The 21,082-nt window shown below is 72.2% G+C and carries 25 protein-coding genes and 1 riboswitch; of the genes, 10 read left to right on the forward strand and 15 right to left on the reverse strand.

The window, feature by feature from the left end:
• Window positions 1-166: 166 nt before the first annotated feature.
• From gmd to EYW49_RS11650, 3 genes are read left to right on the forward strand one after another with little or no spacing between them, the layout of a single operon-like run.
• Window positions 167-1,231 carry a GDP-mannose 4,6-dehydratase gene (gene gmd, locus EYW49_RS11640; protein ID WP_131309738.1) on the forward strand — a complete coding sequence of 355 codons (1,065 nt, stop codon included), beginning with the start codon at window positions 167-169 and terminating at the stop codon, window positions 1,229-1,231.
• Window positions 1,232-1,235: 4 nt separating this feature from the next.
• On the forward strand, window positions 1,236-2,186 hold the full coding sequence (locus EYW49_RS11645; protein ID WP_131309739.1) for an NAD-dependent epimerase/dehydratase family protein: 951 nt from the start codon (window positions 1,236-1,238) through the stop codon (window positions 2,184-2,186).
• Window positions 2,183-3,364 (forward strand): DegT/DnrJ/EryC1/StrS family aminotransferase, encoded by a 1,182-nt coding sequence (locus EYW49_RS11650; protein WP_131309740.1) that lies wholly within the window; start codon window positions 2,183-2,185, stop codon window positions 3,362-3,364. The genes EYW49_RS11645 and EYW49_RS11650 overlap by 4 nt, the downstream gene beginning before the upstream one ends.
• Before the next feature lie 21 nt (window positions 3,365-3,385).
• Here the strand turns inward: EYW49_RS11650 and EYW49_RS11655 are convergent, their stop codons facing one another.
• From EYW49_RS11655 to EYW49_RS11685, 7 genes are all read right to left on the reverse strand, one after another.
• Window positions 3,386-4,255, reverse strand: coding sequence for an alpha-1,2-fucosyltransferase (locus EYW49_RS11655; protein WP_165498220.1), 870 nt, complete (start codon window positions 4,253-4,255; stop codon window positions 3,386-3,388).
• A gap of 394 nt (window positions 4,256-4,649) precedes the next feature.
• The gene (locus EYW49_RS11660) at window positions 4,650-5,384 is read right to left on the reverse strand and encodes an energy-coupling factor ABC transporter ATP-binding protein (RefSeq protein WP_131309742.1); all 735 of its coding nucleotides are present in this window, start codon (window positions 5,382-5,384) and stop codon (window positions 4,650-4,652) included.
• Entirely contained in the window at window positions 5,381-6,115 is a 735-nt protein-coding gene (gene cbiQ, locus EYW49_RS11665; protein WP_131309743.1) for a cobalt ECF transporter T component CbiQ, read from the reverse strand. The genes EYW49_RS11660 and cbiQ overlap by 4 nt, the downstream gene beginning before the upstream one ends.
• Window positions 6,099-6,404, reverse strand: coding sequence for an energy-coupling factor ABC transporter substrate-binding protein (locus EYW49_RS11670; protein WP_131309744.1), 306 nt, complete (start codon window positions 6,402-6,404; stop codon window positions 6,099-6,101). The genes cbiQ and EYW49_RS11670 overlap by 17 nt, the downstream gene beginning before the upstream one ends.
• 1 nt (window position 6,405) lies before the next feature.
• On the reverse strand, window positions 6,406-7,059 hold the full coding sequence (locus EYW49_RS11675) for an energy-coupling factor ABC transporter permease (protein WP_131309745.1): 654 nt from the start codon (window positions 7,057-7,059) through the stop codon (window positions 6,406-6,408).
• A 103-nt stretch (window positions 7,060-7,162) separates the two neighbouring features.
• Window positions 7,163-7,471: riboswitch (cobalamin riboswitch) on the reverse strand.
• A gap of 33 nt (window positions 7,472-7,504) precedes the next feature.
• Window positions 7,505-7,807, reverse strand: a complete 303-nt coding sequence (locus EYW49_RS11680) for a hypothetical protein (protein WP_131309746.1) — start codon at window positions 7,805-7,807, stop codon at window positions 7,505-7,507.
• 60 nt (window positions 7,808-7,867) lie between these two features.
• Window positions 7,868-8,245 carry a hypothetical protein gene (locus EYW49_RS11685; protein ID WP_131309747.1) on the reverse strand — a complete coding sequence of 126 codons (378 nt, stop codon included), beginning with the start codon at window positions 8,243-8,245 and terminating at the stop codon, window positions 7,868-7,870.
• A 199-nt stretch (window positions 8,246-8,444) separates the two neighbouring features.
• Between EYW49_RS11685 and EYW49_RS11690 the strand changes: the two genes are divergently transcribed.
• Together EYW49_RS11690 and EYW49_RS11695 are read left to right on the forward strand one after the other, a co-directional pair.
• A complete protein-coding gene (locus EYW49_RS11690; RefSeq protein ID WP_131309748.1) occupies window positions 8,445-8,849 on the forward strand; it encodes a hypothetical protein in 405 nt (134 codons plus the stop codon).
• Between the two features lie 152 nt (window positions 8,850-9,001).
• The gene (locus EYW49_RS11695) at window positions 9,002-9,481 is read left to right on the forward strand and encodes a copper chaperone PCu(A)C (protein ID WP_131309749.1); all 480 of its coding nucleotides are present in this window, start codon (window positions 9,002-9,004) and stop codon (window positions 9,479-9,481) included.
• A gap of 58 nt (window positions 9,482-9,539) precedes the next feature.
• Here the strand turns inward: EYW49_RS11695 and EYW49_RS11700 are convergent, their stop codons facing one another.
• A complete protein-coding gene (locus tag EYW49_RS11700; RefSeq protein ID WP_131309750.1) occupies window positions 9,540-10,718 on the reverse strand; it encodes an NnrS family protein in 1,179 nt (392 codons plus the stop codon).
• A gap of 151 nt (window positions 10,719-10,869) precedes the next feature.
• On the opposite strand from EYW49_RS11700, the gene mog reads away from it, so the two are divergent.
• Window positions 10,870-11,424, forward strand: a complete 555-nt coding sequence (mog, locus tag EYW49_RS11705; protein ID WP_131309751.1) for a molybdopterin adenylyltransferase — start codon at window positions 10,870-10,872, stop codon at window positions 11,422-11,424.
• 10 nt (window positions 11,425-11,434) lie between these two features.
• Entirely contained in the window at window positions 11,435-11,977 is a 543-nt protein-coding gene (locus EYW49_RS11710) for a DUF2478 domain-containing protein (RefSeq protein WP_131309752.1), read from the forward strand.
• A gap of 31 nt (window positions 11,978-12,008) precedes the next feature.
• On the opposite strand, the gene folK is transcribed toward EYW49_RS11710, so the two are convergent.
• The 5 genes from folK to EYW49_RS11735 form a co-directional block, all read right to left on the reverse strand.
• Window positions 12,009-12,500, reverse strand: coding sequence for a 2-amino-4-hydroxy-6-hydroxymethyldihydropteridine diphosphokinase (folK, locus tag EYW49_RS11715; RefSeq protein ID WP_131309753.1), 492 nt, complete (start codon window positions 12,498-12,500; stop codon window positions 12,009-12,011).
• Complete coding sequence (gene folB / locus EYW49_RS11720) at window positions 12,493-12,861, reverse strand: dihydroneopterin aldolase (RefSeq protein WP_131309754.1); 369 nt, start codon at window positions 12,859-12,861, stop codon at window positions 12,493-12,495. The genes folK and folB overlap by 8 nt, the downstream gene beginning before the upstream one ends.
• Window positions 12,858-13,763: a dihydropteroate synthase gene (folP, locus tag EYW49_RS11725; RefSeq protein WP_131309755.1), complete on the reverse strand. Its 906-nt coding sequence runs from the start codon at window positions 13,761-13,763 to the stop codon at window positions 12,858-12,860. Before folP ends, folB begins: the two co-directional genes overlap by 4 nt.
• A gap of 446 nt (window positions 13,764-14,209) precedes the next feature.
• Complete coding sequence (locus tag EYW49_RS11730; RefSeq protein ID WP_131309756.1) at window positions 14,210-14,686, reverse strand: YbaK/EbsC family protein; 477 nt, start codon at window positions 14,684-14,686, stop codon at window positions 14,210-14,212.
• Window positions 14,687-14,717: 31 nt separating this feature from the next.
• Window positions 14,718-15,611 carry a metallophosphoesterase family protein gene (locus tag EYW49_RS11735; RefSeq protein WP_228259580.1) on the reverse strand — a complete coding sequence of 298 codons (894 nt, stop codon included), beginning with the start codon at window positions 15,609-15,611 and terminating at the stop codon, window positions 14,718-14,720.
• A 489-nt stretch (window positions 15,612-16,100) separates the two neighbouring features.
• On the opposite strand from EYW49_RS11735, the gene EYW49_RS11740 reads away from it, so the two are divergent.
• Window positions 16,101-16,577 carry an NUDIX domain-containing protein gene (locus EYW49_RS11740; RefSeq protein ID WP_131309758.1) on the forward strand — a complete coding sequence of 159 codons (477 nt, stop codon included), beginning with the start codon at window positions 16,101-16,103 and terminating at the stop codon, window positions 16,575-16,577.
• Between the two features lie 262 nt (window positions 16,578-16,839).
• Window positions 16,840-17,346, forward strand: a complete 507-nt coding sequence (locus EYW49_RS11745) for a GNAT family N-acetyltransferase (protein ID WP_131309759.1) — start codon at window positions 16,840-16,842, stop codon at window positions 17,344-17,346.
• A gap of 66 nt (window positions 17,347-17,412) precedes the next feature.
• Here EYW49_RS11745 and EYW49_RS11750 read toward each other — a convergent pair whose 3' ends face one another.
• Window positions 17,413-17,988 carry a TetR/AcrR family transcriptional regulator gene (locus EYW49_RS11750; RefSeq protein WP_131309760.1) on the reverse strand — a complete coding sequence of 192 codons (576 nt, stop codon included), beginning with the start codon at window positions 17,986-17,988 and terminating at the stop codon, window positions 17,413-17,415.
• A 77-nt stretch (window positions 17,989-18,065) separates the two neighbouring features.
• Here EYW49_RS11750 and EYW49_RS11755 point away from each other — a divergent pair, with 77 nt between their 5' ends.
• Window positions 18,066-19,001 (forward strand): NmrA/HSCARG family protein, encoded by a 936-nt coding sequence (locus tag EYW49_RS11755; RefSeq protein ID WP_131309761.1) that lies wholly within the window; start codon window positions 18,066-18,068, stop codon window positions 18,999-19,001.
• On the opposite strand, the gene EYW49_RS11760 is transcribed toward EYW49_RS11755, so the two are convergent.
• Window positions 18,998-21,073 carry a hypothetical protein gene (locus tag EYW49_RS11760; protein ID WP_131309762.1) on the reverse strand — a complete coding sequence of 692 codons (2,076 nt, stop codon included), beginning with the start codon at window positions 21,071-21,073 and terminating at the stop codon, window positions 18,998-19,000. The genes EYW49_RS11755 and EYW49_RS11760 overlap by 4 nt on opposite strands.
• Between the last annotated feature and the right edge of the window lie 9 nt (window positions 21,074-21,082).

Consider the following 21,082-nt stretch of genomic DNA (forward strand, 5'->3'; position numbering starts at 1 on the left):
GGTTCCGCCCGCGTTCCATACGACGAAAGCGCGCGCCGGTCGACGGGGACGCCCCGACCGACGCCCACCGCCGGCTATGGCCCTGCCGCCGGGCTTGGTCTATGAGTTCCGGCCAGCGGGACGGGACGGCGGGGCTGTGCGCCGCGGGGTCGAAAGCAGAGGCGGAATGACCAAGATCGCGCTCATCACCGGGGTCACCGGTCAGGACGGGGCCTACCTCGCCGAGCTCCTGCTCGCCAAGGGCTACGTCGTCCACGGCATCAAGCGCCGGGCGTCGTCGCTGAACAGCCAGCGCATCGACCACATCTTCACCGACCCGCACGATCCCAACGGCCGCTTCCATCTGCACTACGGCGACATGACGGATTCGACCAATCTGATCCGCATCGTCCAGACCGTGCAGCCCGACGAGATCTACAATCTCGCCGCCCAGAGCCACGTCCGGGTCAGTTTCGAGACCCCCGAATACACCGCCAATGCCGACGGCATCGGCACGCTGCGGCTGCTCGAGGCGATCCGCATCCTCGGAATGGAGTCGAAGACGCGCTTCTATCAGGCCTCGACCTCGGAGCTCTACGGGCTCGTCCAAGAGGTGCCGCAGCGCGAATCGACGCCGTTCTATCCGCGCAGCCCCTATGCCGCGGCCAAGCTCTACGCCTATTGGATCACCGTGAACTACCGCGAGGCCTATGGCCTGCACGCCTCCAACGGCATCCTGTTCAATCACGAGAGCCCGATCCGCGGCGAGACCTTCGTCACCCGCAAGATCACCCGGGCAGTGGCGGCGATCCGCAACGGCGCCCAGGACCGCATGTGGCTCGGCAATCTCGATGCCCAGCGCGACTGGGGCCACGCCCGCGACTATGTCGAGGGCATGTGGCGGATCGTCCAGCAGCCGACCGGCGACGACTTCGTGCTGGCGACCGGCGAGACCCATACGGTGCGCGAATTCGTCGAGCGGGCCTTCGCCCACATCGGCGTGACCATCGCCTGGCGCGGCACCGGCGTCGAGGAGATCGGCTTCGATGCGGCGACCGGGCGGACGCTGGTCGAGATCGATCCGCGCCATTTCCGCCCGACCGAGGTCGAGATGCTGATCGGCGACGCCTCGAAGGCCGAGCGGATGCTCGGCTGGCGGCCGACCACCCGCTTCTCCGAACTGGTCACCGAGATGATGGAGGCCGACCTCGCCGCGGCGGCGACGGCGGCGGCCGGCCGGCACGAGGGGTGAGGCGATGCGGGTTCTTCTGACCGGCGGCAACGGGCTCGTCGGGCGGGCGCTGCGGCGGGTTCTCGCCGAGGGTGCCGCCGACTGGCGTCTCGATGCGCCGGGCCGCGGCGAGCTCGATCTGCTCGATCAGCGCGCGGTCGCCGCGCATTTCGCGGCCCATGCCTACGATCTGGTGATCCATGCCGCGGCGACGGTCGGCGGCATCCGCGCCAACATCGCGCATCCCACCGCCTTCCTCGCCGAAAACGCCCTGATGAACACCCTGGTGATCGAAGGTGCGCGCAAGGCCGGGGTGCCGCGGTTCCTGTTCCTCGGCTCGTCCTGCATGTATCCGAAGGATCTCGGCCGGCCGCTCGCCGAAGCCGACATGCTGACCGCGCCGCTGGAGCCGACCAACGAAGGTTATGCGCTGTCGAAGATCCTCGGGGTGCGTCACTGCGAGGCGATCGCCCGCGAGCACGGCCTCGCTTATCGCTCGATCGTGCCCTGCAACCTCTACGGTCCCGACGACCATTTCGACGCGGCGCGCGGCCATCTGGTGGCGGCGGCGCTGCTCAAGATGCACCAGGCGCGCGAAACCGGCGCCGAGACGGTGACGATCTGGGGCGACGGTCTGGCGCGGCGCGAGTTCCTCTATGTCGACGATCTCGCGCGGTTCATCGCCGCCTGGGGCGGACGCCTCGCCGAACTGCCGCCGATGCTCAACGTCGGGGTCGGCGACGACCACGCGGTCAACGACTATTACGCCGTGGCGGCCGAGGTGGTCGGCTGGTCGGGGCGCTTCGTCCACGATCTCGACGCGCCGGTCGGCATGATGCGCAAGCTGATGGACGTGTCGCAGGTCCAGGCGCTCGGCTGGCGGGCGATGACGCCGCTCGCCCAGGGCATGCGCGCCGCCTATCGCGGCTTCGTCGCCCAACTCTCCCGTCAGACCTCCGAGGACGCTCCCCGATGACCACGCCCTATCCCCTCGCCTCGACCACCTGGGACGACGAGGAGGCGGCGGCGCTCGAGCGCGTCATCGCCAGCGGCCGCTACACCATGGGGCCGGAAGTCCAGGCCTTCGAAGCCGACTTCGCCGCCCATTTCGGCAGCCGTCACGCGGTGATGGTCAATTCCGGCTCGTCGGCCAACCTGCTGGCGATCGCCGCGGTGATGTATCACCCCGACCTCGGGCTCGAGCCCGGCGACGAGGTGATCGTGCCGACGGTGTCGTGGAGCACGACCTTCTATCCGCTGCATCAGAACCGGTTGGTGATGCGCTTCGTCGACGTCGATCGGGCGACGCTCAACCTCGATCTCGATCTCGTCGAGGCGGCGATCACGCCGCGCACCCGGGCGATCTTCGCGGTCAACCTGCTCGGCAACCCCTGCGACTTCGCGCGGCTGCGCAAGATCGCCGCCGAACATTCGCTGCTGTTGTTCGAGGACAATTGCGAATCGATGGGCGCGACTTTCGAAGGCCGGGCGGCCGGCACCTTCGGGCTGTTCGGCACCTTCTCGACCTTCTATTCGCACCACATCTGCACGATGGAGGGCGGCGTCGTCGTCACCGACGACGAGAAGCTCTACCACACCATGCTCAGCCTGCGCGCCCACGGCTGGCTGCGCGAACAGCCGGCCCACAGTCATCTCGCCACCGACGTCGACGACTTCGCCGGGCTGTTCCGCTTCGTGCTGCCGGGCTTCAATTTCCGGCCGCTGGAGATGGAAGGGGCGCTGGGGCGCTCGCAGCTGCGCAAGCTGCCCGAGCTCGTCCGCCATCGCCGCGCCAATGCGCAGGTGTTCACCCGCGCCTTCGGCGACATTCCGGGCATCCGGCTGCAACAGGAGACCGGCGAGAGCTCGTGGTTCGGCTTCGCGCTGATCCTCGAGGGGCCTCTTTCCGGCCAACGGCGGGCCCTGGTCGAGGTGCTGCGCGCCGCCGGCGTCGAATGCCGGCCGATCGTCGCCGGCAACTTCCTCGCCAATCCGGTGATGCGCCATCTCGACCATTCTGTCGCCGGGCCGGTGCCGGTGGCCGAGGCGATCGACGTCGACGGGCTGTTCATCGGCAACCACCACCATCCGGTCGGCGACGATCTCGAGCGGATCGCCGAGGTGGTGCGCGGCTTCGCGGCGGCGCGCGCCTGAGGCCGCGATCGCGGCGCGCCGTCACAGGCGCAGCCAGCGCGCCGGGATCAGGTCCGAAGTGTCGTGGTCGGCGCCGGCGAACCAGCGCGCCGGGGCGACGACGCGGGCGTCGGGGCGCGGATCGAGCCAGGCGGCCCACCAGCTGAAGGTCGAATTGGCGATGACGTGGGCCTCGGCCGCGGCCATCAGGGTCATGTCGGCGGCGTCGCGCCCGTCGGGCCGGGGGTCGACGAACACCGTGCCGGCCGGCAGTCGTAGGTTGGCGCGCACCCAGGCGGGATCGTCGCTGAACACGAAGATCACCGGATCGGCGAGCCCCTCGACGGCGCGGGCGATCGCCGCTTCGTACCACTCGGGCGAGCAGGTGCCGTGGATGGCGTTGGCGGCGGGGTTTGTGACGTAGTCGCCACGGCGGACGTGGACCGACACGGAGGTCGAGGCCTCGATCTGCGCCAGCGTCGCGGCGCGGGCGGCGTCGAGGGGGGCGGCGAGGCGGAAGTCGGCGCGGATCGTCGCGGCGCTCTCGGCGAAATAGCGTTCGCTCTGCCAGAAGCCGGTGAGGTGGCCGGGACCGGTGTGGGCGAGCACCGCGGGCTCGAATCGGAAAGTCCGCTCGACGATCCGCGGCATCGGCGTGCCCCGGCGGGGCCCGAGCGCCGCGCGGAGGGCGGCGAGGCTCCAGGGCTTGGGGATCGGCGGCGGCAGTTCGTCGGGGGTCGCGGTCGGGACGGCAATCGCGAACTGGTCGAGGCCGTAGCGATGGACCCGGTAGGTCGCCATCTCGGTGAGATCGAGGCGATAGGGCTCACCCGTCGCCTGCGCGAGACGGCGGCCGACGGCGTATTGGAACATCTGGTTGCCCAGACCGCCGCAGATGCGCGAGATGATCACGTCACAGGTCCCCGTCGCCCCCGACGCGGGGCGGCGGACGCTAGCATCGCGCCCGCCGGGCGACAAGAAAGGGCGGGCGTCCCCGTTTCCGTCACGCCGGGTCGGCGGGGTCGAGGCGCCGGCGCGGTGAATCCCGCCGGAGGGACCACGCAGCGAAATCGAGATTCGTTCCGGCGCGCGGCGCTGCCACCTCGTTCCCTCCCCCCTCGAGGGGGAGGGACAGGGAGGGGGGGAGGGAGCCGCATCCTCCAGGGCCGCGCGAGGGGAGAGGCCGAGCCCCCCCCTCTCTGTCTCTCCCCCTCGAGGGGGGAGAGGACGCCTACACATAGGCCTGTCGGAGATGGGTGGGCCGATGAAGGCCAATTCCCCGGGAGCCCCACGTCGCGCCCCCGCCTCACACCGCGTCGGCGGGGTCGAGGCCGGCGCGGTCCATGGTCGCGGCGTCGCACAGCAGCACCGACGCCGGGCCGGCGGCGATCACCCGGCCGTCGCGGAACAGCGCCGCGTCGTCGGCGTGGGCCTGGGCCAGACGGGCGTCGTGGGTGGTGAAGACCACGGTGGTCCCCGTGGCCGCCAGCGCGTCGAGGATCGCCAGCAGCCTTCGGGCCGAGCGCGAATCGAGCCCGGCGGTCGGCTCGTCGAGGAGCAGGACTTCCGGCCGCATCGCCAGCGCTCCGGCGATCGCCACCCGCTTCTTCTGGCCGAAGGACAGATGATGGGTCGGCCGGTCGGCGAGATCGGCGACGTCGAGGGCGGCGAGCGATTCGGCGATGCGGGTGCGGACTTCGGCCTCGGGCAGGCCGAGGTTGAGCGGCCCGAAGGACACGTCCTCGGCCACCGACGGCGCGAACAGCTGGTCGTCGGCGTCCTGGAGGACGAGGCCGACCCGGCGGCGCCAGGCGCCGAGGCCGGCACGGTCCCAGCGCACCGGCGCGCCGTCGAGGAGGATGCGGCCGGCCTTGGGGCGCAGCGTGCCGTTGAGATGGAGCAGCAGCGTGGTCTTGCCGGCGCCGTTGGGGCCGAGCACGGCGAGGCGGCGGCCGCGGCCGACGGCGAGGTCGAGGTCGACCAGAGCGGCGACGCCGCCGGGATAGTCGTAGGCGAGGTGTTCGACGGCGAGGACGGTCATCGGGCGATCCACCCGATCGCCGCGACGGCCGCGAGCGTGGCGAGGACCGCGGCGAGACCCGCGGGCGACACCGGCCGGCGGCGCGACAAGACCGCGAGGCCGCCGCCGGTCCAGCCGCGCGCCGCGAGCCCGGTCTCCAGCCGGCGGGCGCGATCGAGGGCGCGCGGCAGCAGGTTGGCGGCGAGGATGCCGGCCGAACGGATGCGGCGGCGGACCCCGACATGGCCGAGGCGGGAGGCTTGCGCGGCGTCCATGGCCAGCGCGGTGTCGGCGAGGAGGAACAGGAAGCGGTGGGTCAACAGGGCGATCTCGGTGATCTCTTCGGGCACGCCGAGGCGACGGGTGGCGGCGACCAGATCGGTCGCCGGTGTGGTCACCGCCAGACACAGCAGGCCCGACATGGCGGCGAGCGAGCGCAGAGTCAGGGCCGCGGCGGCTTCGACTCCGTGCGGGGCGAGGGCGACGCCGTCCGGGCCGATCTCGATCAGCAGCGTCGCCGCCCCGGTCAGCACGAAGCCGAGCGGCCCGGCGAGCGTCCAGGCCCAGGCGCGCCAGGGCACGCCGGCGCCGCCGATCGCCGCGAGCGACGCGACCGCCAGGATCACCGGACCGGTCGGCCAGGCGGGCAGCCCCAGGGCGAGGGCGAGCAGCCCGAGCCCCAGCGTCGCCTTCTCGGCGAGCGAGCGGTCGCGCCAGCGGTTGGCGTGGGCGATTCTATCGATCGGCGACATCGCGGCTCCGGGCGCCGTGGCGTCGTCCCAGGGCGTAACCGAGCACGCCCGCGCCGAGCGCCGCCTGGAGGGCGAAGAGCAGGCTCTCGATCTCCTTGGAGGGCGGTTCCCAGAAGGGGCGCGCCCACGGCTGGTAACCGGGGCGGGCGGCCTCGATCGCCACGGAAGCGGCGTCGTCGGTGCCGCGGAAGGTGCCTTCGATGCCGGGCAGGACCAGCGGCGCGACGACGATCACCGCCACCAGGACGAGCAGGACCGTGGTGGTACGGCGGGAGAGGGTGAGGGTCATGTCAGCGGCTCCCCTCGATCCCGGTGGTCGGGGTGCGCAGCGCCAGCGCGCTCATCACCACCACGGTGAGCAGGCCTTCGGCGATCGCCAGCGGCACCTGCGTCACCGCGAAGATGCCGGCGAACTTGGCCAGCGCTCCGGGGAATCCGGAGAGCGGATCGGGATAGGCCAGCGCCAGCTGCAGCGAGGTGACGCCGTAGGTCGCGAGGTCGGACAGGGTGGCGCCGAGGAACACCGCGCTCGAAGCCGGCAGGCCGAGGCGGGTGGCGCCGCGCCACACCGCCCAACCGACCCAGGGGCCGACGATCGCCATGGAAAAGACGTTGGCGCCGAGCGTCGTCAACCCGCCGTGGGCGAGCAGCAGCGCCTGGAACAGCAGGACGACGGTGCCGAGCACCGCCATCACCGCCGGTCCGAAGGCGATCGCGCCGAGGCCGGTGCCGGTCGGATGGGAGCAGGAACCGGTGACGCTCGGCAGTTTCAGCGCCGACAGGACGAAGGAGAAGGCGGCGGCGGCGGCGAGCGTCAGACGGGCCTCGGGGGTGTCGCACAGGATCTTCTTCAACGAGATCGCGCCGGCGACGACGAAGGGCGTCGCGACCACGAACCAGCCGACGGCATGCCCGACCGGCAGAAAGCCTTCCATGATGTGCATGAGTCCACCTCGCGCAGAACTGCGCGTCGCACCATGAGCCCGCTCGTCCGATCGTCGATCGGCGGTCGGGCACGCCCGTCGGGACACCCCGCCCCTGGACGCGTACGACGCTCGTGCGACGGCAGGTCTCCTGGCTCGCGGGTCGTCGTGTTCGGTCCAGCCTTCCCGGTCCGTCTGCCCGCCCCGGGTGGAAATCGGGGGAGCGACCAGTGGCCGATCCGAAACGCGCGATCCTGGGGATCGCACGGGCCGGATCCGAGGGACCGATCCCTCTCCGCTCACAGTTGCGGGGGCAGCCGCGGCTCGGAGCGCTCCCGACGATCTTTCGACCGGCGCGCGCGTTCCTTCCCGTGTTCCCTTTTCACCTCGGCCGCATGGAGCGGCGCGAGGAACCGTCGCAGCGTCAGCCTACGCCGCTTCGCCGAGTCCGTGCAAGCGCGGCGGATCAGCGCGCGCAGGAGACGTGGGTGAAGCCATTGCACATGTCGGCGTCGCACACCGCGCCGGTGATCAGCCGGGTCGGTTCGGTGGCGCCGACGTTGGGCTCCATCGCGAAGTTCAGGGCGCCGACGTAGCCGCGACGCTCGCAGAAGGCGTCCGCGGCCGGCTTACCGCAGGCGCGGGCCCAGGTCAGACACCAGTCGAGCCGCATCCCGCCGATCCGCGGGCGTTCGAAGGTGCGGATCTCCGCGGCGGCGGTTGCCGCGAAGACGAGCAGCAGCAGCGTTGCGATCGCGGTGGAACGCATCGTCCAGTCCTCCCATCGATGATCGGCAGGTCGTCGGCGTCGCGGCGACCGGCGGCATGTTCAGTCGCGGATGCGGGCGGTCCAGAAGGCGCCGGGCTCGTACCAGGAGGCGCCGCCGCGCAATGTGCGGCGGTTGCGCGAGAGTTCGGCCCAGTAGGTGCCGCGCAGGCCACGCCGCCACAGTTCGATCGCGTGGCCGTCGAAGCGAGCGATCTCGATCACGTCTCGGACGGTGCCGCCGCTGTCGCTGTCGCGCCAGCGGGCGTCGAACACGTCGGTGCCGCCGCGGCGGCGCCAGACCCCGTCCCAGAAGCGGCCGCTCGGCACCTCCTCGTGCACCAGCCATTCGGATCCCAGGTCGTCGGTCTGGGCGGGCACGGGGCCGGCGAACAGAGTACCGGCGGCGGCAATCAGCAGGTGGCGTCGGTCGAGCGACATGGCCTCCTCCGTCGAACGAGCGCCGGGGTGGCGCCCGGATCCGGCGACGAAACATCCGGGCGGCGGGCGATGCCATGAGGTGGCGCAAGCCTCGCGCGAAATTCGAGGGTTCGGATGCGGATTTCGCCGGCCGCCGACGCCGGTCGTGGGGCAGGGCTCGGTTGACGGCGGACGGCGGCCCGTCCATCCTCGGGGTATGTTGAAGACGGCGCGACGGCGGACTTCGCGGATCCTGTTTGCGGTGCTGGTGGCGCTGACGACGGTGCTCGTCGGTTTCGCGCATCGGCCGCCGGACGCCGCAATGGGCGCGCCGGCCGGCTACGATCTGGGGCGCTTCGTCCTCGCCGACGGCGAGATGCCGGCGCTGTGCGGCCATTTCGCGGATCCCGGGCAGGGATCCGATGGCCCTATCCATGTCGGCGCGGTCTGCGACGCCTGTCTGATCGCCGGTGCGCCGGGGTTGGTGCCGCCGGCGGAGGTCGGTCTGCCGGTGCCACAGCCGATGGCGCGGGTGCGGCCGGCGATGGTCGCGGCGGTCGTCGCGGTGCCGACGGTGCGGGCGCCGGTGTCGCGCGGGCCACCGGACGGCGCGGCCGCGGCCTGACGCTTGCGGCGCCCCGGGCGCGTTCGCGCCTCTTTTCCCTCTTCCTTCCCCCGATCCGCCGCCGCAGGCCCCCGAGAGGCCGGGTGGCGCGATCGATGCGGACATCCGGGCGCCCGTTCCGAGGAGCGGCGACGCCGACGAGGACACTCCCCATGAAGATCCTGCTTCCCTTCGCTCTCGCCGCCGGCCTGATCGCCGCGGCGCTTCCCGCTCAGGCGCACGGCTACAAGGTCGGCGCGCTGGAGATCGGCCATCCCTGGAGCCGCGCCACGCCCAAGGCGGCGCCGGCCGGCGGCGGCTTCCTCACCGTGACCAACACCGGGACCACCGCCGACCGGCTGGTCTCGGTCACCTCGGCGGTCGCCGACAAGGTCGAGATCCACGAATCGGCGGTGGTCGACGGGGTGATGCGGATGCGGCCGCTCGAGCGCGGTCTGGAGATCCCGGCCGGTGCCAAAGTCGAGCTGAAGCCCGGCGGCAACCACGTGATGTTCGTCGGCCTCAAGGCGCCGTTCGAGAAGGGCACCGCCTTCAAGGGCACGCTGACCTTCGAGAAGGCCGGCTCGGTCGAGGTCGATTTCGCCGTCGAAGAGATGGGTGCCGCCCCGGCCCATCACGGCAGCACGAACTGAAGCACCGACGGCGGGCGGATCGCGAGATCCGTCCGCCGGTCACCGGGTCGTCGCGGGCTCAGGCGCGGGGGCGGGCGAGGATGGTCCAGTAGATCCCCACGAAGCCGACGAAGGCGACGAGCCAGCCGAGCACCGCGACGTGGAGCAGGGCGAATTCGGCCCAGCCGAAGCCGACGGCGATGCGGGCGATGAGTGCCACCCCGGCGCCGACATAGATCACCTTCAACCCGCGGCCGGCGTGCATCGCCCGGCCGGTGTGGCCGAGGCTCGCCCGGGTCATCACCGCCAGCGTCATCAGGCCGACGGCGCCGATGGTCCAGGCGTGGAGCGCGGCGCTCGGGGCGAGCGGCAGGCCGAGGTTCGCGGCACCGAGCAGCAGGAAGCCGAGCGGCAGCGACAGATAGGCGACGTGGAGGACGAGCAGCAGCGCCTCGGCGCCGGTGCGCCAGCCGGCCCAGCGGGCGAGCCGGGCGGCTTGGGCGAGGCCGGCGACGATCAGCGCGACCGCGGTCGCGCGATGGTCGGGGGCGGCGATCCAGGCGGCCAAGGCAAGAGCGGAGACGACGATCACCGCGCCGTCGAAGCGCCCGAAGGGAATCGGCATGAAGCCGGGGGCGCGGTTGCGCAGCCAGTTGGCGGTGAAGCTCGGGACGATGCGGCCGCCGATCACCGAGACCAGCAGCACCGCCGCGGCCAGACCGATGCGGGTGCCGATCACCGCGTGGCCGTCGCGCATCACTTCGAAGTGGAACGCGGCATTGCCGGCCAGCAGCAGGCCGAGCAGGGCGAGGACGCGCAGATTGCGCCAGTTGCGCCCGGCGATGACTTCGCGGGCGATCAGGCCGATCAGCGCCACCAGAAAGGCGAGGTCGATCGCCGCGGCGAGCGGCGCGCCGATCCACGCCGAGAGGGCGATCGCCAGCCGTCCGGCGGCCCAGATCGCCACCAGCGCGGCGAGCGGCGTGCCGACCACCGGCAGGCGGCCGGTCCAGTTGGGCACCGCGGTCAACAGGAACCCGGCGGCGGCGGCCGGCAGATAGCCGTAGAGCAACTCGTGGACGTGCCAGTCGAGGGCCGGGAAGATGGTCGGCAGGACCAGATGGCCCTCCCACATCGGCAGCCACAGCGCGACGGCGATCGCCGCCCAGACGGCGCCGAACAGGAAGAACGGACGGAAGCCGCCCGACAACAGGATCGGACCGTCGTAGGCCCGCCTCTTTTCCGCGGTTGTCGCCATGTTCGTTCCTCGTTTCGACGGGGCCGCGACGGGCCCGGAGGCCGAGCTTATCTCATCGCCGTCGCCGTCACGGCTTGACGAAGGGCAAGTGGAGCGGGTTTCGTCGCGACCACCCGCGCCGCTCCCGGCGCCCCGATCGCGAGGATCCCCGATGACCGCCGACCCCGTCTCCGTTCCCCCGGTTCCGATCGGTGTGGTGACCGCCTCCGACCGCGCCTCGCGCGGCGTCTATGCCGATCTCTCGGGGCCGGCGATCGAGAGCTATCTCGCCGAAGTGCTGGCGACGCCTTTCCGGATCGTCCGGCGGCTGGTCGAAGACGAGCGGCCGGCGATCGAAGCGGCGCTGATCGAGTTGGTCGACGTCGAAGGCTGCAGCCTGGTGGTCACCACCGGCGGCACCGGGCCGTCGCCGCGCGACGTCACGCCCGAGGCGCTGGCCGCGGTCTGCGACCGGATGATGCCGGGCTTCGGCGAGGCGATGCGGGCCAAGAGCCTCGCGATCGTGCCGACCGCGATCCTGTCGCGCCAGGAGGCGGGGCTCCGGGGCCGCGCGTTGATCATCAATCTGCCCGGCAAGCCGGCGTCGATCCGGGATTGTCTCGATGCGGTGATGCCGGCGGTGCCCTATTGTCTCGACCTGACCGGGGGCGATCGTCTCGACACGCGCCCCGAGCGCATAGTGGCGTTCCGACCGAAGGGCGCCTGAGGAGCGAGCGATGACCCGCGATCCCGATCTTCCGATCCTGGCGGTGGTGGTCCATCGGCCCGGCGAGGGTGCGATGATGGAACGGGTGGCCGCGGCGGCCGCCGCCGCCGGGCTGCGGCTGGCCGGCATGATCCAGCACGACGTGGCGCGCGCCGACCGGCCCTATTCGACGATGCTGCTCACCGACCTGTCGGGCGGCCCGGAGATCGTGCTGTCGCAGGATCGCGGCGCGGCGTCCGAGGGCTGCCACCTCGACACCGCGGCGCTCGAGGAGGCGGTCGGCCGCCTCGCGGTGGTGCTCGACGCCACCCCGCTGCCGGATCTCTTGATCCTGTCCAAGTTCGCGCGGCGAGAGGCCGAAGGTCACGGTTTCCGCCAGACCATCGAGCGGGCGGTGGATCACGGCGTGCCGGTGCTGGTCGGGGTGTCCGATCCGCATCTCGACGGCTTCCGTGCCTTCGCCGACGGCCTCGAACTGGTGCTCGACGGCGAAGCGGCGGCGATCGACTTCCTGCGCGAGCTGGCCGCCGAGACCGGCCGAGTCTCCGCCTGAGCCTGCGATCCCCGGGGGTCCGACGCGACGCTCACCCCTCGGCGGGGTCGGGCGGCAGCCGTTCGATGCCGGTGGTGTCGACCGCGGCGAGCAGGTCGGCGACGCGGCGGCCGCCGATCAATCGATCCGGCACGATCTCGGCGAGCGGCACCAGCACGAAGGCGCGTTCGGCGAGTCGCGGGTGGGGCAGCGTCAGATTGGGCTCGGCGACGACCCGGCCGTCGACGTCGAGGAGATCGAGATCGATCGCCCGCGGTCCCCAGCGGATGGTGCGGACGCGGCCGAGGTCGCTCTCGGTGGCGAGCAGCAGGGCGAGCAGGGCCTGGGGCTCGAGCGTGGTGGCGACCCGCACGCAGGCGTTGACGAAGGGCGGCTGACGGGTCAGCCCCCACGGCGGGGTGCGCCAGTTCGACGAGCGCGTGACGACCCGCACGCCGGCCGCCGCCAGCCGGTCGAGGGCGGCGACGAAGGTCGCCGGCACGTCGCCGAGATTGCCGCCGAGACCGATCAGCGCATCAGCCATCGCGGTGGCGCTCGATCTCGATGGCGACGCCGTCGAGGATGATCGGGATCGGCGCCGCCGGTTTCTCGACCCGGACCACCAGGCTCTCGACCTGGGCATAGGTCGCGAGCACCTGCTGGGCGATCGCTTCGGCCAAGGCCTCGATCAGCGAGAATCGGCGCTCGGTGGCGACGTCGACGACGATCTTGGCGAGGCGGTCGTAGGAGACGGTGCGGCGCCAGTCGTCCGACACGCCGGCCGGGCGCAGATCGAGGCGGGCCTCGACCGACACGTAGAAGCGCTGGCCGAGCTTCTCCTCCTCCGGATGGAGGCCGTGGTAGGCGTAGACGGCGATGCGGGTGAGGAGGATGCGGTCGGTCACGGGCGGGCTCCTGCGGGCGCGGCGGCACCGGCGGTCGGGCGAGGGTTCGGGCGGGCGGCGACCAGGGCGTCGGCGATGCGGGCGGCCTCGACATGGGGGCCGACGTCGTGGACCCGCAGGATCGCCGCGCCGGCGAGGATGCCGGCGACGTTGGTGGCCAGCGTGCCGTTGAGGCGGCGGTCGGTGGGCAGGTCGAGGATGCGGCCGATCATCGACTTGCGCGAGGTGCCGAGCAGGATCGGCCGGCCGAGCACCGCGAGTTCGCCGAGCCGGGCGAGCGCCGCGAGGTTCTGCTCGAAGGTCTTGCCGAAGCCGATGCCGGGATCGACGATCACGTCGGCCTCGGGGATGCCGGCGCGCACCGCGATCTCCAGGGCGCGCTCGAAGAAGGCGAGCTGATCGGCGATCACGTCGAGGGCCGGATCGATGGTGTCGCGGTTGTGCATCACCACCACCGGGGCGCGGTGGTCGGCGGCGACCCGGGCGAGATCGGGATCGCGGGTCAGGCCCCAGACGTCGTTGAGCAGGCTCGCGCCGGCGGCGAAGGCGGCGCGCGCGGTCGCGGCCTTGGAGGTGTCGATCGAGATCGGCACGGCGACCCGCGGCGCCAGGGCGGCGATCACCGGTACGACCCGGGCGATCTCCTCGTCCGCCGGCACGATGGCGTGGCCGGGGCGGGTCGACTCGCCGCCGACGTCGATCAGGTCGGCGCCCTCTTCGATCATCGCGAGGCCGTGGGCGAGCCCCGCGTCGAGGGCGTCGAAGCGGCCGCCGTCGGAGAAGCTGTCGGGGGTGGCGTTGAGGATGCCCATCACCAGGGTGCGGCGTCCGAGGTCGGCCAGCCGGGCGATGCCGTCGGGGCGGGCGGGGAAACCGGAGAGGGGCGTGGCGACGGCGGCCATGGGACCTCGGAGCGCGCGAGTGGACGGGCGGGCGACGGGCGACGCGTCGCGGTCTCCACCTCTAGACCGGTTTGCGATCCGAATGCATCCGTTCCCGGACCCTTCCCGAGGAATATCGGCGCCGGTCGCCGCGGGCACACCGGACGCGACGCGCGCGGATTCCGCTGCGGGGGCGCCGCAGCGGCGGCGGTTGGAACGCCGGATGAAGTCCCTCGACTTCGACCGGAGAGTCGGGCGGCGAACTCGAGGAGCGCGTCCGGATCCGTGCCCAAGCCATTGATATTAATTGACTAAACAGCTGAAGTTGAAGCTTCGATTCCGCGTCTTCACACGGCGAGTCCGGATCTTCACGCAACGAGTCGGGTCGTTCGCGCGAGGCGCTCGAAGCGGCCACAGCGTCATGGGGACGGGTCACTGGGGAGAGGTCGAGGGGCGCGAGGATTCGCTCAGCCGACCGCCACGACCCGGGCGCCGACGGCGGCGGCGAGGGCGGCGGGGGCGACGGCGAAGACCGTGAAGGGCGTACCGCCGGCCGCCCAAACCACGTCGTGGGCGAGGAGGTCGCGGTCCATGAACACGGTGAGCGGATTGGCGTGGCCGAGCGGCGGCACGCCGCCGATGGCATAGCCGGTCAGCGCCCGCACGTCCTCGGCGTCGGTGCGCTTCAGCGCCTCGCCGATCGAGGCGGCGACCGCCTTTTCGTCGACCCGGTTGGCGCCGGAGACCAGCAGCAGATAGGGGCTGTTGCTGGTGCGGCCGCGGAACACCAGCGACTTGACGATCTGGGCGACGGCACAGCCGCAGGCGGCGGCGGCCTCCTCCGCGGTGCGGGCCGAGGCGGTGCGCTCGATCACCTCGACGTCGAGACCGAGGGCGCGGGCGGCGGCGGCGACACGGGCGGAACTCTCGGGCAGGTCGGGCATCGGTGGGCTCCCGGTCGTGGGGGACGGCGGATCAGGGGACCAGCGGCGCGCGGGCGATCTCGACCAGGCCGGATTCGGCGTCGCGGAAGCCGCGTTCGATGCGGGTGGTGTGCCAGGCGCCCGGGGCGCCGTCGATCTCGAACAGGTTCCAGCCGGCGCCGCGCCGATCGGGGCCGGGGTTGCGCGAGGCGGAGGGCACGCCGACCAGCGGGATCGGCCGCGTCGGCCCGTCGAGCCACTCGACGGTGGAGCGGTGGGTGTGGCCGTGGAGGATCAACTCGGCGCCGTGGTGGAGGAACAGGTCGCGGATCGCCTGGGTGCCGATCAGCCGGCCGGCCCAGTGGACCGGCTGGCGGGCCGGCGGATGATGGATCAGCACCACCCGGTAGAGGCCTTCGTGGGCGGTGTGGTCGAGGATCTCGGCGAGCCGCAGGGCCTGACCGGGGCCGACCCGGCCGGTGGCCATGAAGGGCGCGGTGGTCTCGGCCGAGGACACGCCGATCAGCGCGACCGGACCGCGGCGGCGGACATAGGGAAAGCGGCCGCTCTCGCCGGTATCGCCGCGCAGGAACGGGCCCCAGCTGTCGGTGGCCCGCTTGAGGGCGCCGCGGACATAGGCGTCGTGATTGCCGGGCACCACCGAGACGTCGCGCGGCGCGCCGAGGCTGTCGAGCCAGCGTCGGGCCGGCTCCAATTCGGCATCGAGGGCGATGTTGACGATGTCGCCGGTGACCGCGACGTGGTCCGGGGCGAGATCGTGGAGGTCGTCGACCAACTCGTCCAACACCGCCGGACGCAGCGAGCCGCGACCGCGGTTGAGGCGCCAGTTGATGTAACCGAGCACACGCTTGCCCACCAGCTCGCGCAGCTTCGGTCGAGGCATGGGGCCGAGATGGGGATCGGAGACGTGCGCGAGCCGGAACATGGGCAGGACCTACAATCCCCGCCCGCCGTCGTCCAGACCGCGAGCGCACAAAAGCGCATCGCCGCCGCCCGAAAAAAAATCGGAGCCCGCGAGGGCTCCGAGTGGGCGTCGATCGACGACGTGGCCGATCGATCGTTTGGGTGTCAGGCCTGGGCGAAGACGCGCATCATGGCGGCGACCTGCGGGGCGCTGTATTCGAGAGCCGGCTTCCAGGTGTAGGTCGGGCGGCGGAGACGGCGGAACAGGGCGATCATGATCGGGCTCCTCGTGGGTTTGGCGTCGACGCCGGCGATCCGGGCTGGGACCGCACGACCCGTTCCGCTCCGGGGAGTGAACGCGTAGGCTGTCGTCGTAGGCAAATCGGTGGCGAAGATTTATGCATTTGCACAAGAACGAGCCAGGGGCGGGGAGGCCGAGCCGCCATGCGTCGGTCGCATGGCCCCGGCGACGGAATCTTCACGAAGCCATGTCGGACACGGGGGAAGGGCGATGACCTGGGCGGAACGACTGCAGCCGCTGACCCGCCGGCTGGCGATCGCCGTCGGGCTGATGCGCCGGGCGACGACCCTCGGGGTGCGCGGCGTGGTGCGGCGGCACGACGGCGCGGTGCTGCTGGTGCGCCACACCTATCTCGGCGGCTGGTATCTGCCGGGCGGCGGCGTCGACCTCGGCGAGACGGTGGCGGCGGCCTTCGCCCGCGAGGTGGTCGAGGAGACCGGGGTGCGCCTCGCCGGGCCGCCGCGGCTGGTATCGTTCCACCACAATCCCGCGGTGTCGCGCCGCGACCACGTCGCCTTCTTCGTCGCCGAGGCGGAGGAGAGCGAGCTCGGGCCGTCGCCGTCGCCGTGGGAGATCGCCGAGACCGGCTTCTTCACCCTCGACGATCTGCCCGCGACCGCCACCGCCGGCACCCGGCGCCGCCTCGCCGAACTCTACGACGGGGTGCCGGAGAGCGCCGAGTGGTAGCTCCGGTCTTGCCTCGAGGGCGCCCGTCGTGCTAACCGCCAGCGGCGCGGGCGACGGCCGCCCGCAGCGGTCGAGGTCCCGATGACGCCTGCGGCGGGAACGATGCAGCGACGACGAACCGAGCGACGTGGATTCGTCCGCGCCGTCGTCGCGGTCGCGTGCGCCTGACCCCCGATCGGTCGATCCGATCCCCGCGGGGCTTCGGCGTCGCGGCGCCGGCGGTGCGGTTCACCAGACCCCCCGCTTTCGGATGCCTCACCCCATGAAGACCCTCGCTCCCGAGATCCGGCCGGAGACGGCCGCCGATGCCGCCGCCGTCGAAGCCCTCCATGAATTCGCCTTCGGCCCCGGCCGCTTCGCCCGCACCGCCTTCCGGCTGCGCGAACGGGTACCCTATGACCCGCATCTGTCGCTGGTGGCGATGGTCGGGCCGCGGCTGGCCGGATCGATCCGGCTGTCGCCGATCCGCATCGGCGCCACGCCGGCGCTGCTGCTCGGGCCGCTGGCGGTCGATCCCGACCACGGCCGGCGCGGCCTCGGCAGCGCCCTGGTGCGGCTGTCGCTGGCCGCGGCGCGCGAGCGCGGCCATGAACTGGTGCTGCTGGTCGGCGACGCCGCCTATTACGGCCGGCTCGGCTTCCACCACGTCCCGCCGACCCGGGTGCGTCTGCCCGGCCCGGTCGACACCCATCGGGTGCTGATCGCCGAACTGGTGGCGGGCGCGGCGGCTCGGGCCGAGGGGCTGGTGGCGCCGGTCCGCTCGGCCTGAGCGGAAGCGATCGGCGATCCGAGGACGTCGCGGGCCCCCGAGCGGAGGGCGCCTCCCGGCCGGACCTCAGCGCCGCGCCCGGCTTTCCACCGCCCCATCGAGGAACAAGCCGACGAGATGGGTGATCCGTGCCGCCGGGTCGCTCGCTTCGGCGGTCGCCAGCGCGACGGCGGTGATCACGCAGATCAAGTCGTCCATGGACACGTCCGGACGAACGACGCCGGCGGTCTGTGCGCGATGCAACAGCCGTCGGCCTTGTTCGGTGGTCGCCGCGCATCCCCGGGTCGGGTGTCCGAGAACGGTTCCGAGCGAGGCGGCCAGTCCCCGATAGACATTGGTGGCCGCCACCAGTTCCTCGATGAAGACGCGCAGCGCACCGACCGGATCGCAACGGCCTTCGCGGGCCCGACCGGCCTCGGCAATGGCCAGAAGCCGCTCGTCGCACATCGCGGCCAGCAGCGCCTCGCGGGTCGGAAAGCGCCGGTAGAGCGTGCCGATGCCGACTTTCGCCCGCTTTGCCACGTCGTCGAAGGTGGTGGCCGCACCCTGCTCGGAGAACAGTTCCTCGGCGGCTGCGAGTAGGCGCTCGCGGTTGCGTCGGGCATCGGCTCTCAGGGGCATCTCGTTCGACGTGCTGGGCATGTTCGGACCACCGCTTGAAAAGTGGAGGGTACCTCCGTATATATAGTGGAGCAATCCTCCACTTATGGGAGCCGATCATGGACGACAAGAGCGAGACGATGCTGGTCCTGGGCGCGACCGGGCAGCAAGGCGGCGCCGTCGCACGGGCGTCGGCGGCGGATGGCCGGCGCGTTCGGGCCCTGGTGCGCGACGAGCGGAGCGCCGAGGCGCAGGCTCTGGCGCATCTGGGTATCGAGCTGGTGCCGGGTGATTTCCGCGAGCCTACGTCGCTCGAGAGGGCGATGGCCGGTGTCCACGGCGTCTTCGCCGCCCTGCCGAGTTCGGCCGACGCCCAGTATGGGCTTACCGACGAGGACGAGGTGCGGTTCGGCCTCGCCGTGGGCGATGCCGCGAAACGGGCCGGGGTGCGGCATCTGGTCTACAGCTCGACGATCGGCGCCAACCCCGACATCGGTCTCGGTCACTATGCGAGCAAGTGGCACATCGAGCAGTATCTTCGCCGAAGCGGCGTGCCGTTCACCATCGTGCGTCCGGCGCCGTTCATGGAGCTCCTGCTCTATCCGCACTTCGGCCTGCGCCAGGGCGTCTTGACGTTTTTCGGAGCGCCGGATCAGGTCGTCCAGTTCATCGCCGTTGCGGACATCGGCGCCATCGCGGCGAAGCTGCTCCCCGATCCGACCCACCCCCTGGGTGTCACCATGGACATCGCCGGCGATGCCCTCTCGGGCAACGACATCGCGGCAGCGATCAGCCGGGCGACGGGGCGACAGGTGCCGTATCTGCAGATCCCGATCGAAGCCGCTGCACAGAACCCGATGCTGGCGCGCCTGTTGGAGGCGATGAGCAACGGGAAACTCGACGGGCGGGCGGATCTCCCGTCCCTGCGGGCCTCGCATCCCGGATTGCTGAGCTTCGATCAGTGGCTCGCGGCCGGTCACGCGGAGGAGATCAGGAAACTTCTGCCCCTTCTTCGGGCCGAGGTCGGATTCCGATCCGATCGCATCCGACCCTAGCGGCCCTCGCGCCACCAGGCGCCGGCGAACAGGCCGAGGAGCGCCGCCACCGCCAGCAGGCCCTGGACCAGCGGCGTGCGATCGGCGCTCTTCAAGACCGAGGCGCGCGAGGTCGACAGGCCGATCCAGTCGCCGCCGGCCATTGTCGAGCCTGCCGGGCGGGCGAGGATGCGCGGTACCGCGAAGCCCGAGCCGTCGTCGAGGCGGCGCACCGCGCCGCCGGTGGCGGCGACCAGCGGCGCGACCTTGGCGGCGGTCGAAAGCACGTCGGCGAATTCGCGGGGATCGCGCGGGCCGACGTCGGCCAGCGCGGTGAGGGTGCCGTCGGTCGCGCGCCACAGGCCCTGGCGATCGGCCGGGGTGGTGGCGGTCCAACGGCCGGGTTCGCGTTGGACGAGATCGAGCCGGCGCTCGGCGCCGTCCGGGCCGGTGACGGTGACCGGGGCGACCGAGTCGGCGAGGGTGCGGCGCTCGATCTCCAGATCGCGGCCGCGGCGGACGAGGCGCAGCGCCTCCTCCTCGAGGTCGGGCTGTTTCATCAGCCAATGGGCGAGGCGGCGCAGCAGCGGCGCATGGGGGCCGCCGCCGTCGTAGCCGCGGGCCCACAGCCACACCTGATCGGAGGTCAGCAGAGCGACCCGGCCCTTGCCGCGCCGCGCCACGGTGAGCAGCGGCCGGTCGCCGGTGCCGGTCATCAGGGTCTGCGAATCGGCGGCGGCGGTGAGGCCGGAGAGCCGGAACCAGCGGCTCCAGGCGGGCGGCTCGCTGCCGGCCCCGGGCAGGTCGCGGGTCACCGGGTGGCGCCGGCCGAGCGCCGAGATCTGCGGCCGGAACGGCTCTTCGAAGCTCTCGCCGGTCGGCTCGCCGGGCAGGACGTCGCCGAGCGGGGTCGAGAACAGGCTGCCGCGGCCGGCGAGGTCGGGGCCGGCGGCGATCAGCACGGCGCCGCCGTCGCGCACCCAGCGGGCGATGTTGTCGAGATAGATCGCCGGTAGGATCGCGCGCTGCTGCCAGCGGTCGAAGACGATCAGGTCGAAGTCGCGGATCTTCTCCTGGAACAATTCGCGGGTCGGGAAGGCGATCAGCGCCATCTCGTCGACTGGGGTGCCGTCCTGCTTGTCGATCGGCCGCAGGATGGTGAAGTGGACGAGGTCGACGGCGGCGTCGGACTTCAAGAGGTTGCGCCAGGTGCGCTCGCCGGGGTGGGGCTCGCCGGAGACCAGCAACACCCGCAGATGTTCGCGGATGCCCTCGACGGTGGCGGTGGCGCGGTTGTCGAGAGTGGTCAGTTCGCCGGCGAGCGGCTCGGCCTCGATCTCGACGACCACGTCGCCGGCGTGGGGAATCGCGATCGCCACGGTGGTGCGCACACCCGGCCGAACCGACCGGCGCTCGATCACCTCGCCGTCGCGGCGGATGGTGACGGCGACGGCGCGGCCGGCGCCGGCCGGCGTGTCGACGACGCGGAAGGCGAAGGGCAGGGTCTTGCCGACCAGCCCGAAGCGCGGCGCCTCCAGCATCTCGACCCGGCGGTCGATCTCGTCGGGGCGGCCGGACAGCAGCATATGGACCGGCGCGGTGAAACCGAGGGCGGCGGCGTTGGCCGGCACGTCGTGGACCTGACCGTCGGTGATCATCACCGCACCGGCGACCCGGTCGGGCGGCACGTCGGCGAGCGTCCGGGCGAGGAGCTCGAACAGGCGGGTGCCGTCGCCGTCGACGCTGCCGTGGTCGTCGAACACCGCCTCGCGCAGTTCGATGCCGGGAAGCGCGCCGATGCGTTCGGCCACCAGCCGCCAGGCGCGTTCGGTGGCGGCGGCGCGGCCGGCGAGGTCCTGACTCGCCGAGCGGTCGGTGACCACCACGGCGACGCCGGGCAGGGCGTCGCGGGTCTCGCTGCGCAGCTCCGGCCCGGCCAGGGCGATCACCACCAGGGCCAGCGCCAGGGCGCGGGGGATTGCGCCGCGGCGGCGGGCGACGAGGCCGGCGACGGCGGCGACCGCGGCGGCGAGGCCGAGGACGGCGAGCCAGACGAGGCCGATCGACGGGGCGAAGGCGAGGCTCCAGGTCACGTGCGGATC

This window comes from Siculibacillus lacustris (assembly GCF_004328075.1).
In the GTDB taxonomy this organism is placed as follows: Bacteria; Pseudomonadota; Alphaproteobacteria; order Rhizobiales; family Ancalomicrobiaceae; genus Siculibacillus; species Siculibacillus lacustris.

Coding starts and splice junctions, on each gene's coding strand:
- EYW49_RS11740 (WP_131309758.1), top strand. CDS start 16,101: ATGACCTGGGCGGAACGACTGCAGCCGCTGACCCGCCGGCTGGCGATC.
- EYW49_RS11675 (WP_131309745.1), bottom strand. CDS start 7,059: ATGCACATCATGGAAGGCTTTCTGCCGGTCGGGCATGCCGTCGGCTGG.
- EYW49_RS11680 (WP_131309746.1), bottom strand. CDS start 7,807: ATGCGTTCCACCGCGATCGCAACGCTGCTGCTGCTCGTCTTCGCGGCA.
- EYW49_RS11645 (WP_131309739.1), top strand. CDS start 1,236: ATGCGGGTTCTTCTGACCGGCGGCAACGGGCTCGTCGGGCGGGCGCTG.
- EYW49_RS11685 (WP_131309747.1), bottom strand. CDS start 8,245: ATGTCGCTCGACCGACGCCACCTGCTGATTGCCGCCGCCGGTACTCTG.
- folK (WP_131309753.1), bottom strand. CDS start 12,500: ATGGCTGATGCGCTGATCGGTCTCGGCGGCAATCTCGGCGACGTGCCG.
- EYW49_RS11700 (WP_131309750.1), bottom strand. CDS start 10,718: ATGGCGACAACCGCGGAAAAGAGGCGGGCCTACGACGGTCCGATCCTG.
- EYW49_RS11670 (WP_131309744.1), bottom strand. CDS start 6,404: ATGACCCTCACCCTCTCCCGCCGTACCACCACGGTCCTGCTCGTCCTG.
- EYW49_RS11650 (WP_131309740.1), top strand. CDS start 2,183: ATGACCACGCCCTATCCCCTCGCCTCGACCACCTGGGACGACGAGGAG.
- cbiQ (WP_131309743.1), bottom strand. CDS start 6,115: ATGTCGCCGATCGATAGAATCGCCCACGCCAACCGCTGGCGCGACCGC.
- EYW49_RS11695 (WP_131309749.1), top strand. CDS start 9,002: ATGAAGATCCTGCTTCCCTTCGCTCTCGCCGCCGGCCTGATCGCCGCG.
- EYW49_RS11755 (WP_131309761.1), top strand. CDS start 18,066: ATGGACGACAAGAGCGAGACGATGCTGGTCCTGGGCGCGACCGGGCAG.
- mog (WP_131309751.1), top strand. CDS start 10,870: ATGACCGCCGACCCCGTCTCCGTTCCCCCGGTTCCGATCGGTGTGGTG.
- gmd (WP_131309738.1), top strand. CDS start 167: ATGACCAAGATCGCGCTCATCACCGGGGTCACCGGTCAGGACGGGGCC.
- EYW49_RS11750 (WP_131309760.1), bottom strand. CDS start 17,988: ATGCCCAGCACGTCGAACGAGATGCCCCTGAGAGCCGATGCCCGACGC.
- EYW49_RS11730 (WP_131309756.1), bottom strand. CDS start 14,686: ATGCCCGACCTGCCCGAGAGTTCCGCCCGTGTCGCCGCCGCCGCCCGC.
- EYW49_RS11710 (WP_131309752.1), top strand. CDS start 11,435: ATGACCCGCGATCCCGATCTTCCGATCCTGGCGGTGGTGGTCCATCGG.
- folP (WP_131309755.1), bottom strand. CDS start 13,763: ATGGCCGCCGTCGCCACGCCCCTCTCCGGTTTCCCCGCCCGCCCCGAC.
- EYW49_RS11735 (WP_228259580.1), bottom strand. CDS start 15,611: ATGTTCCGGCTCGCGCACGTCTCCGATCCCCATCTCGGCCCCATGCCT.
- EYW49_RS11745 (WP_131309759.1), top strand. CDS start 16,840: ATGAAGACCCTCGCTCCCGAGATCCGGCCGGAGACGGCCGCCGATGCC.
- EYW49_RS11660 (WP_131309742.1), bottom strand. CDS start 5,384: ATGACCGTCCTCGCCGTCGAACACCTCGCCTACGACTATCCCGGCGGC.